Origin of the sequence: Streptomyces canus (genome assembly GCF_030816965.1) — a bacterium.
Taxonomy (GTDB): domain Bacteria; phylum Actinomycetota; class Actinomycetes; order Streptomycetales; family Streptomycetaceae; genus Streptomyces; species Streptomyces canus_E.
Genome location: NZ_JAUSYQ010000002.1, coordinates 2,912,886 through 2,924,870, shown reverse-complemented (window position 1 = coordinate 2,924,870; position 11,985 = coordinate 2,912,886). Strand labels below are relative to the sequence as shown.

Here is an 11,985-nt window from a genome sequence, read left to right as displayed (position 1 = left end):
ATGACGGCCACGAAGAACGCCCCGGACCGCGCGGTCACCGCGCGGCTGCGGGGGGTGCACAAGTCCTACGGACCGGTGCGCGTCCTCGACCTGCCCGAACTCGACCTCTACGCCGGCCAGGTGATCGGTGTGGTCGGCGAGAACGGCGCCGGGAAGTCCACGCTGATGGGCACGCTGGCCGGATCGGTGCACCGGGACGGCGGCGAGATCCTGGTCGACGGGGAGCCTCTCGCCGCCGGGTCCACCGAGGCCGCGGGGCAGCTCGGCATCGCCATGGTCTCCCAGGAGTTCCCGCTGGTCGGACAGCTCTCGGTGGCCGAGAACCTGCTCCTCGGCCGCCGCCCGCGCCAGTCCAGGCGACGGTTCCTGGTGGACCGTACGGCACAGCGGGCCGAGGCGAAGTCGATGCTCGCGGAGATCGGTCTGTCCGCCGAGACGATCCCGGTGAACCGGGAGGTCCGCACCCTTCCGGTGCCGACCCGCCAGATGATCGAGATCGCCAAGGCCTGGGGCCGCGAACCCAAGCTGCTGATCCTGGACGAGCCGACCTCCTCACTGGGGCCGGTCGAGGCCCAGATGGTGCTGGGCCTGGCCCGCCAACTCGCCGACCGCGGCGGCACCGTGCTGTTCATCGGACACCGCCTCGACGAGGTGCGGGAGATCAGCGACCGTGTCCTGGTCCTGCGCAACGGCAGGCTGGTCGCCGACCTCGAACCCGCCGAGGCCAGTGAGGAACGGCTGATCCGGGAGATGGTCGGCGGCGAGGTCGCACAGGGCGAACCGAAGGCACCGCCCGCGACGAGCCCCGTCCTGCTCCAGGCCGAGGGCCTGACCGCGGACGGCCTCGGACCGGTCGACCTGGACGTGCGCGAGGGCGAGATCCTGGGCGTGGCCGGGCTGATGGGCTCGGGCCGCAGCCGCCTGGTCCACACGATCGCCGGGGCACAGCCCTCGACCGGCGGCCGGATGCTGCTGGGCGGCACGCCCTACCGGCCGCGGGGCGCCGGTGACGGCGTGGCGGCCGGGATCGCGCTGATCCCCGAGGACCGCAAGGAGCAGTCGCTCGTCCTGTTCGCGTCGATCCGGGCGAACGTCGTCGTCTCGGTGCTCAAGCGGATCAGCACCCGGGGCCTGCTCGCACCGGGCCGGGAACGTGCCGAGGCACGGAAGATCACCGAGAACGTCAACGTGCGAATGCAGTCGGTGGAGCAGCCGATCGGCTCGCTGTCCGGCGGCAACCAGCAACGCGCCATCTTCGGCCGGGCGTTCGCCGCCGAACCGCGCCTGCTGCTGCTCGACGAACCGACCCGCGGCGTGGACGTGGGTGCCAAGGCGGAGATCTACAAGCTGATCGACCAGGCGGCGGAGCAGGGCATGGGGATCGTGGTCGCCTCCTCCGAACTGGAGGAGCTGCTGTGGATCTGCCACCGCATCGCGGTGATGAACCACGGGCGGGTGGTCACGGTCATCGACCGGGCCGACGCCACCAAGGAGCGGATCATGACGGCCGCGGCCGGCACCTCCTCCCTCGACGAGCACCGACCGACAGATTCCCTCGACGAACACCAAGTGACGAACGGAGCCACAGCATGAGCGCGCAGAGCACGCTCGCCCCGAACGAGGTCGCGCCGCGCTCCCGTTCGGCCGCATCGACCCTCGCCCGCAGACTCGCCGCCTCCCCGGAGGCCGGCGTGATCATCGCCTGCGTGGTGGTGTTCGCGGCGATCGCCGCCAACGCGGAGACGTACACGGCGGTGGGCAACCTCCAGGTGATGGGCCGCGACCTCTCGCAGGTCGGCATCCTCGCGATCGGTGAGGCGCTGGTCATCCTGACCGGTGGCATCGACCTGTCGGTGGGCGCGCTGGCCGGTCTGGCCGGCATCCTGGCCGGCTGGATGAACGTCAACGAGGGCCTGCCCGCCCCCCTCGCGATCCTGCTCACGCTGGTGATCACCGCCTGCGTCGGTCTCTGGCACGGCGTCATGGTCACCCGCCTCAACGTGCCGCCCTTCGTGATCACCCTGGTCACCTACACCGTCGCGCAGGGCACGGCGCTCGCGATCACCAGCGGCTCGCCCATCAACAACCTCGACCCGATGTTCAGCAACCTGAGCCAGTACTACCTCGGAGAAGTACCGGTCCCCGCCCTGTTCTTCGTCGGTGCGGCGGCCGTCGCCTGGTTCGTGCTGGAGCGCACCTACGTGGGCCGTCAGATCTACGCGGTCGGCGGCAACAAGGAGGCCGCCCGGCTGGCCGGTATCCCGACCGCCCGACGGATCACCTCCACCTACGTCGCCAGCGCGGCCCTCGCCGGTCTGGTCGGCATTCTGGTGATCGGCCGTATGAACGTGGCCGACCCCTCGGTCGGCGCCGGCTGGGAACTGACCGCCATCGCCGCCGCGGTGGTCGGCGGGATGTCCCTCTCGGGCGGTGAGGGCCGTATCGCGGGGATCGCGGCGGGCGCGATCCTGCTGGAGTTCATCACCAACGGCCTGCTCGCCCTCAAGGTCAGCCCTTACGACCAGCAGGTCGTCCAGGGAGCGGTCCTCGGCGTCGCCATCCTGCTCGACCGGGCGCGCGCTCGTTACTTCGGCAGGAGTCGGAGTTAGGACGTCGGGTGGCGTCGCCGACCCTTCGCCCGCATTTCTTCGAACGTAGATCGATATGTCGAACACCTCAGTGTGGAGGAGGCCGCCGGTGAACGCCGGACAAGAGACAGCCGTGAACCCGGAACCGTGCGTCGTGGGAGTCGACTTCGGGACGCTGTCCGGACGGGCCGTGGTGGTCCGCGTGCGCGACGGCGCGGAGCTGGGGACGGCCGAGCACGAGTACCGGCACGCGGTCCTGGACCGGGAACTGCCGGACGGTAGGGGACTGCCCCCGGACTGGGCCCTCCAGGTCCCGTCGGACTACGTCGACGTGCTCCGCCACGCGGTGCCGGCGGCGCTGGCGGCAGCCGGTGTGCGCCCAGAGCACGTGATCGGCATCGGCACGGACTTCACCGCCTGCACGGTGCTGCCCGTACTGGCCGACGGCACGCCCCTGTGCGAACTGCCCGAGTACGCCTCCCGCCCGCACGCCTACGTCAAGCTCTGGCGCCACCACGCGGCCCAGGCCCAGGCCGACCGGATCACCGCACTGGCCGCCGAACGGAAGGAGACGTGGCTGCCGCGGTACGGCGGGAAGATCTCCTCCGAGTGGGAGTTCGCCAAGGCCCTCCAGGTGCTGGAGGAGGACCCCGAGATCTACCACCGCACCGAGCGCTGGGTGGAGGCGGCCGACTGGATCGTGTGGCGGCTGTGCGGCACGTACGTCCGCAACGCCTGCACCGCCGGCTACAAGGGTCAGCTCCAGGGACGGCGCCTACCCCTCCCGTGCCTACCTGGAGGCGCTCAACCCCGGCTTCGCCGACTTCGTGACGCAGAAGCTGGAGCAGCCGATCGGCCAACTCGGCGGCCTGGCCGGTGGGTTGACGGCCGAGGCGGCGGCCTGGACCGGACTGTCCGAGGGCATCGCGGTCTGTGTGGGCAACGTCGACGCCCATGTGACGGCACCCGCGGCGGGCGCGGTGGAGCCGGGGCAGATGGTCGCCATCATGGGCACCTCGACCTGCCATGTGATGAGCTCGGACCGCCACGAGACGGTGCCCGGCATGTGCGGCGTGGTCGACGGCGGCATCCTGCCGGGGCTGTGGGGCTACGAGGCCGGGCAGAGCGGTGTCGGGGACATCTTCGGCTGGTTCGTCCGCACCGGATTCCCCGCCGCGTACGCCGAACAGGCCGCCGCTCTCGGCCGCGACGCGCACGAACACCTGACGGCTCTCGCGGCCGGGCAACGGGTGGGCGAGCACGGGCTGATCGCGTTGGACTGGCACAGCGGCAACCGTTCCGTGCTGGTCGACCACGACCTCAGCGGCGTGATGGTCGGCCTGACACTGTCGACCCGGCCCGAGGACGTCTACCGCGCGCTGCTGGAGGCCACCGCCTTCGGCACCCGCACCATCATCGAGGCGTTCGAGACGTCCGGGGTGCCGGTCGGCGAGCTGATCATCGCGGGCGGCCTGACGAAGAACGCCCTCTTGATGCAGATCTACGCCGACGTCACCCGCCGCCCTCTCGGCGTCATCGGCTCCGCCCAGGGCCCGGCCCTCGGCGCGGCGATGCACGCCGCGGTGGCGGCCGGGGCGTACCCCGACATCCAGGCCGCCGCCCGGTCCATGGGCAAGGCCGACCGCGGCGTCTACCAGCCGGACCCGGAACGCGCCGCGGCCTACGACCGCCTCTACGCCGAATACCAGCTCCTCCACGACTACTTCGGCCGCGGTGCCAATGAGGTCATGCACCGGCTACGGCGTCTGCGCGCCGACGTCTCCGCGTCTTCCTGATCTCCCTGACCTTCCTGAAAGGCAGCCCCTCATGGACACCGACGTCACCCCCTACCCCGATCACGAGATCTGGTTTCTCACCGGCAGCCAGGGCCTGTACGGCGACGACGTGTTGCGCCAGGTGGCCGACCAGTCGCGGAGTATCTCCGAGACCCTGGGCCAGCCCGGCAAGGTCCCGGTGCGGATCGTGTGGAAGCCGGTCCTGACCGACGCCGACTCGATCCGCCGGATGTGCCTGGAGGCCTCCGCCTCCGACACCTGCGTGGGCGTGATCGCCTGGATGCACACCTTCTCCCCGGCGAAGATGTGGATCGCCGGACTCGCCGCCCTGGATGTGCCCCTGCTGCATCTGCACACCCAGTACAACCTGTCGCTGCCGTGGCCGAGCATCGACATGGACTTCATGAACCTGAACCAGGCCGCCCACGGCGACCGCGAGTTCGGGCACATCGAGTCCCGGGTCGGCGTCGACCGCAAGATCGTCGCCGGGCACGCGACCGACCCCAGGGTCGTACGACGTGTCGCGGCCTGGGCGCGAGCTGCCGTCGGCCGCCACAGCGCACGCACCCTGCGCCTGGCGCGCTTCGGCGACAACATGCGCGACGTCGCGGTCACCGAGGGCGACAAGGTCGAGGCGCAGCTGCGGTTCGGCTTCTCGGTGAACACCTACGGTGTCAACGACCTGGTCGCCGTGGTCGACGCCGTCGAGGACAAGGCGGCCGCCGAACTCGCCGCCGAATACGTCGAGTCGTACGACGTCGTGCCCGCCCTGCGCCCCGGCGGCATCCGCCACGACTCCCTCCTGTACGCCGCCCGCCAGGAACTGGGCCTGCGCACCTTCCTCACCGAGGGCGGCTTCACCGCCTTCACCACCAACTTCGAGGACCTCGGCGGGCTGCGCCAGCTGCCCGGCCTGGCCGTCCAGCGCCTGATGGCCGACGGCTACGGCTTCGGCGGCGAAGGCGACTGGAAGACCTCCGCGCTGCTGCGCACGATGAAGGTCATGGGCCAGGGACAGTCCGGCGGCACCACCTTCATGGAGGACTACACCTACCACCTCGGCCCGGGCACCCCGCGCGTTCTCGGCGCGCACATGCTGGAGGTCTGCCCCTCGGTGGCCGCCGCCCGCCCCCGCTGCGAGATCCACCCGCTGTCCATCGGCGGCCGCGAGGACCCGGTCCGCCTGGTCTTCGACGCGGCCGAGGGCCCCGCCGTCGTCGTCGGCCTGTGCGACCTGGGCGACCGCTTCCGCCTGACCGCCAACGCCGTCGACGTCGTCGGCCCCAGCGAGCCCCTGCCCCACCTCCCCGTCGCCCGGGCCGTGTGGAAGCCGCAGCCCTCACTCGCGGAGTCGGCCGAGAGCTGGCTGCTGGCCGGGGCCCCGCACCACACCGTGCTCAGCTCGGCCGTCGACGTCGAGACGCTGACCGACTACGCCGCCATGACCGGCGTCGAACTGCTCACCATCGACGCGCACACCACCACCGACCAGTTCGCCAAGGAAATCCGCTGGAACGCCGCCTACCACCGCCTCGCCCAGGCCCTGTGACCATGACAGACGGCCGCGTCGAAGGAGACGAGCGATGACCGTACAAGTCCGTGACGGCCTGCGAGAGGAGGTCCTGAGGGCGAACCTCGCCATCCCTCAGGTAGGCCTGGCGACGCTGACCTGGGGCAACGTGAGCGGAGTCGACCGCGAGGCGGGAGTCTTCGTCATCAAGCCGTCGGGCGTGCCCTACGAGGATCTCGCTCTCGAGCACCTGGTGACGGTGAGGCTGTCCGACGGCGCGGTCGTAGAGGGCGACCTGCGCCCCTCCACCGACACCGAGACCCACCGCTGCCTCTACCGCGCCTTCCCCTCCATCGGCGGTGTCACCCACACCCACTCCACCCACGCCGTCGCCTTCGCCCAGGCCCGCCGCGACATCCCCGTCCTCGGCACCACCCACGCCGACACCTTCAACGGCCCCATCCCCGTCACTCGTGACCTCACCCCCGAGGAGTGCGCGAAGGACTACGAGTACAACACCGGCGTCGTCATCGTGGATCTACTGGGGGAGGAGGACCGGAAAGCGGTAGAGGTCCCGGCGGCCCTCGTCGCCGGCCACGGCCCCTTCACCTGGGGCGCCACCGCCCGCAAGTCACTGGAACACGCGATCATCTGCGAGGCCGTCGCCGACATCGCCCTCCACACCCTGTCCCTGTCCCCGACCGCCCCGCCACCGCGTCATCTACTGGAGCGCCATTACACCCGCAAGCACGGGCCCGACGCGTACTACGGCAACCCGGAGGTGACCACGACCTCCGGCTGACGACCTCCGGCTGACCGGAGTGATCGGGCTGATCGGTCTGATCGGTCTGATCGGGCTGGAGACTCACTCGACCCCGTCGCCGGCCCCCGTCCCTCCGCCCAACCGATCGGCCAGACAGGCCAGGTACAACGCCATCGTGGTCCGGTGCTCGCGCAGCGGACGGCCGGTCGCCTGCTCGATCTTGTTCATCCGGTAGACGACGGTGTTGCGGTGGATGTGCAGGGCCTCGGAGGCGCGGACGAGGTTGAATCCGCTCTCGCACCACGCCGTGATGGTGTCGCGCAGGACCGGCCAGTCCGGCTGGCCGCGCAGGCTCGCGGTGGTGCGTTCGATCAGGCGGTTGCGGGCCGGCTGGGACACCGCCGTGAGGGCCTGGTGGACGCGCAGGTCGGTGATCAGGTGGACGGGGGAGTCGCTCGCCACCCGCGCCCCGAGGCGGAGCGCGTCGCAGGCGTCCTGGTAGGAGTCGTGGAGACCGCTCACCGAGGCGGCCGGTTCGCCGATACCCGCTCGGGCGACGAGACCGTCCTGCGCGGCGATGACATCGGTGGCCCGCCGGCAGTCGTCCAGCAGGGAGGCCACCGGGCGCCGGTCCGGGAGTCTGCGCAGGACGCCGATCCAGCCGGGAGCCGTCGAGGCGATGATGTCCTGGGGGTCGGCGAAGACCTCGCGGACCGTGCGCAGCAGTTCCGAGCGGACCAGTGCCATGTCCCTGGTGGGCGCCCCCTGGCGGCGGGCGCCCGCGTCGGGGACCCGTACCTCGATGGCGACCGCGACCCGCCGCAGCCGTAGGTCGAAGCCCAGCTCGGCGGCCCGGAACAGCAGGAAGTCGCCCTCCACGACCTGCGGGTCGTACGACGCGACGTCGGCCAGCAGCTTCTCCGCCGCCCGCTCGGCGAGCAGGCGGGAGCGCAGCATCACGGACTCCCTGAGCAGGATCTCCGTCTGGCGTTTGACCAGCAGCCCGAACCGGCGCACCTGCGGGGGCGTTCCGGTGATCCCGACCGTGCCCACGGCCTTCCCGTTCGCGACCAGGGGCAGGGTGACTCCCGGGCGTACTCCGCGCAGTTGCTGTGCCTGCGACGCGTTGTGCGTGGCGGGTTCCTGAGTGCGGACGACCTCGACGGACGCCTCGTGGAAGCTGCCCACCCGGCTGCTGTCGCCGCTGCCGATGACCAGGCCGCCCGCGTCGGTGATCAGCACGTTGAAGCCGATGACGGCGGTGGTGTCGGAGGCGATCTCCTGCGCGAGTGACGGGCTCAGCATGAGCGGTTCTCCCGTCGACGGGTGGGCCCGGGTGGACGCACCGTACAGCCGATCGATCGAATTCGGCCACAAGTCTGTACGGAGTACACGGTGACGTAACCGAGGCCGGTTCGTAGCGTATGGCCCCAATCGCATCCGCAATCACATCCCCGATCCCTCCCCCTCACATCCCCGCCGGGGGCACAGCGCGGTGAGTCGGCGGGCTCCCCTCCGCATCCTTCAGCATCGTCACGGAAGGCCCACGCCGATGATCCGTATGCGTCCGCTTGCCGTCGCTCTGTCCGCCACCCTGCTGCTCCTCGGGACCACCGCCTGCGGCTCCGGTGACGACGACGGCCCCAAGAACGTGTCGGCGAAGACCGCCGCGCTGGGCACCCTCACCCCCGGCGTCATCAAGGTGGCCGTCCAGCCGTACGCCCCCTACACCAGCGTCCAGGGCGACAAGATCGTCGGCCTGGACGGCGACATCCTCAACCACGTGGCCAAGAAGCTCGGCCTGGAGGTGAAACCACAGGTGACGGACTTCGCCGGCATGCTCGCCGGGGTGCAGTCCCGCCGTGTGGACATCACCGTCGGCGGTGTCGCCTGGTCCGCGGACCGGCAGAAGCAGGGGCTGTTCACCGACCCGCCCTACTACTCGCCCCCGGCGATGGCCGTCCGCAACGGCAAGACGTACAAGACCGTCGACGACCTCGAGAATCTGAGCCTCGGCACCGTCGAGGGCTATGTCTGGGTCAAGTCGATCCAGTCCGTCCCCGGCGCCAAGCTGCACGCCTACCCCGACGCCAACGGCGTCTTCGACGACCTCGGCGCGGGCCGCGTCGACGTCGGCTTCCTCGACCCGCTCCTCATCATCGCGGCGCAGAAGGAACGCCCGGAGCTGAAGATCAGCACCCAGTACCTGACCCCGCCGACCGCCGCCGAGGTCAAAGCGAAGCCCGCGTACGCCTACTTCCAGCCGTACCAGACCGGCTTCTACCTGCCCAGGAAGGCCACCAAGCTGGAGCAGGCGATCTCCGCGCAGATCGACGCCATGTACTCGAACGGCGAGATGGCCAAGCTCGTCGAGAAGTACGGCGGCGACCCCGAGCAGTTCCTGAAGCCGGCCGCCGACGTCGCCACCGCGCGCCGGGGCGTGGACCGGCCGCAGGACTGGAACCCGCCGACCATCGCGAAGTGAGGGACGACATGTCCGGCCTTCTTCAGGTGCCCTGGTCCGACTACCGGCCCGACCTCGTCGACGCCCTGTGGCGCACCGTCTCCTACACGGTCGTCAGCTTCGTCGGCGCGGTCCTGCTCGGTCTCGCGGTGGCGCTGCTCCGGCTCAGCAAGGCGTGGCCCGCGCGTGCCGTCGCCGCCGTCTACACCGAGGTGTTCAAGAACGTCCCGCTCCTCGCCATCATCTTCCTCACCTACTTCGGCCTGGCCTCGGCGGGCATCCGGCTGGACGTCTTCACCGCCGGCTGCCTCAGCCTCGTCGTCTTCTACGCCGCCTACCTGTCCGAGATCTTCCGCTCCGCGATCAGCGGGGTGCACGCCGGACAGACGGAGGCCGGGGAGGCGCTGGGCCTGGGCCGGGCGGGAATCTTCGGGCACATCGTCCTGCCGCAGGCCGTACGGCAGGCGCTGCCCGGCACCAACACCATGCTCGTCGACCTGCTGAAGTCCACCTCGCTGCTGGTCACCGTCTCCGCCGCCGAGCTGATGTCCGAAGGGCGGCTCATCACCTCGGCCACCTTCCGGGCCCTGGAGGTGTACCTGGTCATCTCGGCCATCTACTTCGCCCTGTGCTACCCGCTCTCCCAGCTGCTCCTGCTCCTCGAACGCAAGGTACGGGCGGGCATCCCCCTCTCCCCGTGGCGACGACGGCGCCTGAAGGCGGCACGCGCCCTGCTCGCCCCAGCCGTGGAGGCCGACATGAAGGCAGGTGTCGTATGACCGAGTCGGTCACCACCCCGCAGACCACGCCTCGGACACGGACAGAGGCCGTCGTACGGATCAACGGGCTGAGCAAGTCCTTCGACGGGCGTCTCGTCCTCGACCAGGTGGACCTGGAGGTCGACCGCGGCCGGATCGTCAGCGTCATCGGACAGAGCGGCGGCGGCAAGACGACCCTGATGCGCTGCGTCAACCTGCTGGAACGACCCGACCGCGGCACGATCGAGGTCGCCGGAGAGGTGGTGCACAGCGACGGCCGCACGGTCTGCCGCGACCTGCCCCGGCTGCGCCGTACCGTCGGCATGGTCTTCCAGCGGTTCAACCTCTTCCCGCACCTGACCGCCGTGGAGAACGTCGTCCTGGCCCAGCGCAAGGCGGGCATCCCGGAGCAGGAGGCGCTGGAGCGTGCCGTCACGCTGCTGCGCCGGGTCGGCGTCGCGCACCGCGCCCTCGGCCGGCCCGAGCAGCTGTCCGGCGGCGAACAGCAACGCGTCGCCATCGCGCGGGCCCTCGCCCTCAAGCCCGAGCTGCTGCTGTTCGACGAGCCCACGTCCTCCCTGGACCCGGAGGCGACCCGGGAGGTACTGAGCGTGATGCGCGAACTCGCCGCGGACGGGATGACGATGCTGCTGGTCACCCATGAACTGCCCTTCGCCCGCGAGGTGTCCGACCACGTCGTGTTCGTCGACGGCGGTCGGATCGTGGAGGAGGGCAGGCCCGAGCACGTGCTCGACAACCCCTCCCAGGCCCGCACCCGGGAGTTCCTCGCGTCGTACGGAACCGCGTCATGACCGGTACGCCGGCTCTCACCGGCAGCGGACCCGTGGTGGTCGTCGGGGGCGGTGTCGTAGGACTGTGCACCGCGTACTACCTGGCGGCGGCCGGACTTCCGGTGGAGGTCGTCGAGCGGCGCGGGCTGGGCTCGGGGGTGTCCCGGGGCAACGCGGGCTGGGTCTGCCTCAGCCACTCGACGCCCGTGCCGTCCCCCGGCGTGCTGCGCTACGCCCTGCGCTCCCTGGGCCGCCCCGACTCGCCGCTCTATCTGCGGCCCCTTCCCGACCCGGCGTTCGTGCGCTGGCTGTGGCGGTTCTGGCGCAGCAGCGCACCGGCCGCCTTCCGGCGGGGCTACGCCGCGATCGCCGACCTGAACCACGACACCTTCGACCTCTTCGACGGGCTGCGCGAGGCCGGGGTGGCCACCACCCTGACCCGGCCCGGCATGGTGCACGCGTTCCTGTCGGCGGCCGAGGCCCGTCATCACCTCGCGATCCAGCGGGAGATGGCGGAGGGCCGCTATCCGATGCCCGACGACATCACCACGGGCGACGAGGCCCGTCTGCTGGACGGCGCGCTCTCGTCCAAGGTGCGCGCGGCCTACCTCGTCGAGGGCGAGGGCGTGGTCGATCCGGAGGGGTTCGCCCGCGGGCTCGGCGAGGCGCTCGCCGCCGCGGGTGTGAAGGTCCACGAGAACGCGGAGGTCACCGGATTCCGGTCCGGGACAGGGCGGGTGACCGCACTCCGGACCGACCGGGGCGAGATCCCCTGTTCGGCCGTCGTCGTCGCGGCCGGAATGCGGTCCCCCGTGCTGCTGCGCGAGCTCGGACACCGGCTGCCGCTCCAGGCCGGCAAGGGCTACAGCTTCGCGGTGGACCTGGACCCGGCACCCCGGCACACCCTGTACTTCGGCGAGCGCAGGGCCGTCGCCTCTCCGATCGGCACCACCACCCGGATCGGCGGCACGATGGAGCTGAGCGGCAACAACAACCGCCTCGACTGGCGCCGGATCGTCGCGGTGGCGCTCGCCAGCCGCCACTACCTGGGCCGGTGGTTCGACGACCCCGACGACCTGGTGAGCCTGATCCGTGACCCCTGGGTCGGCGGCCGGCCCTTCCTGCCGGACGGACTCCCGGTGATCGACCGGCTGCCGGGCCGGGAGAACGTCTTCGCGGCCACCGGCCACGGCATGCTCGGCGTCACCCTGGGCCCTGCCACCGGCCACCGGCTCGCCGAGTACATCCGCACCGGCCGCCGCCCCGAGGTCCTCGCCCCGTTCGGCTTCGACCGGCTGCACGGCTGAGGGGCTGC

At 71.0% G+C, this 11,985-nt stretch carries 9 protein-coding genes and 1 pseudogene; 9 read left to right on the top strand and 1 reads right to left on the bottom strand.

The annotated features are described in order from the left end of the window. The 5 genes and pseudogenes from QF027_RS14430 (at position 1) to araD (ending at position 6,696) form a co-directional block, all read left to right on the top strand. Positions 1–1,593 (top strand): sugar ABC transporter ATP-binding protein, encoded by a 1,593-nt coding sequence (locus QF027_RS14430; protein WP_306982314.1) that lies wholly within the window; start codon positions 1–3, stop codon positions 1,591–1,593. After that, on the top strand, positions 1,590–2,609 hold the full coding sequence (locus QF027_RS14425; protein ID WP_306982316.1) for an ABC transporter permease: 1,020 nt from the start codon (positions 1,590–1,592) through the stop codon (positions 2,607–2,609). Before QF027_RS14430 ends, QF027_RS14425 begins: the two co-directional genes overlap by 4 nt. A 55-nt stretch (positions 2,610–2,664) precedes the next feature. Then, positions 2,665–4,384, top strand: a pseudogene (araB, locus tag QF027_RS14420) (ribulokinase). A gap of 31 nt (positions 4,385–4,415) precedes the next feature. Continuing rightward, the gene (gene araA / locus QF027_RS14415) at positions 4,416–5,933 is read left to right on the top strand and encodes an L-arabinose isomerase (protein WP_307074889.1); all 1,518 of its coding nucleotides are present in this window, start codon (positions 4,416–4,418) and stop codon (positions 5,931–5,933) included. Positions 5,934–5,967: 34 nt separating this feature from the next. Beyond that, positions 5,968–6,696 (top strand): L-ribulose-5-phosphate 4-epimerase AraD, encoded by a 729-nt coding sequence (araD, locus tag QF027_RS14410; RefSeq protein WP_307074887.1) that lies wholly within the window; start codon positions 5,968–5,970, stop codon positions 6,694–6,696. A gap of 63 nt (positions 6,697–6,759) precedes the next feature. On the opposite strand, the gene QF027_RS14405 is transcribed toward araD, so the two are convergent. Beyond that, a complete protein-coding gene (locus tag QF027_RS14405; RefSeq protein WP_307074886.1) occupies positions 6,760–7,962 on the bottom strand; it encodes a CdaR family transcriptional regulator in 1,203 nt (400 codons plus the stop codon). 247 nt (positions 7,963–8,209) lie between these two features. On the opposite strand from QF027_RS14405, the gene QF027_RS14400 reads away from it, so the two are divergent. Genes QF027_RS14400 through QF027_RS14385 form a run of 4 tightly spaced genes read left to right on the top strand, consistent with a single transcriptional unit; the run spans position 8,210 to position 11,977 of the window. Then, positions 8,210–9,142, top strand: a complete 933-nt coding sequence (locus QF027_RS14400; RefSeq protein ID WP_307074884.1) for a substrate-binding periplasmic protein — start codon at positions 8,210–8,212, stop codon at positions 9,140–9,142. An 8-nt stretch (positions 9,143–9,150) separates the two neighbouring features. Further along, positions 9,151–9,900 carry an amino acid ABC transporter permease gene (locus QF027_RS14395; protein WP_306982327.1) on the top strand — a complete coding sequence of 250 codons (750 nt, stop codon included), beginning with the start codon at positions 9,151–9,153 and terminating at the stop codon, positions 9,898–9,900. After that, positions 9,897–10,691: an amino acid ABC transporter ATP-binding protein gene (locus QF027_RS14390; protein ID WP_307074882.1), complete on the top strand. Its 795-nt coding sequence runs from the start codon at positions 9,897–9,899 to the stop codon at positions 10,689–10,691. Before QF027_RS14395 ends, QF027_RS14390 begins: the two co-directional genes overlap by 4 nt. Beyond that, a complete protein-coding gene (locus tag QF027_RS14385; protein WP_307074880.1) occupies positions 10,688–11,977 on the top strand; it encodes an NAD(P)/FAD-dependent oxidoreductase in 1,290 nt (429 codons plus the stop codon). The genes QF027_RS14390 and QF027_RS14385 overlap by 4 nt, the downstream gene beginning before the upstream one ends. Positions 11,978–11,985: the final 8 nt, after the last annotated feature.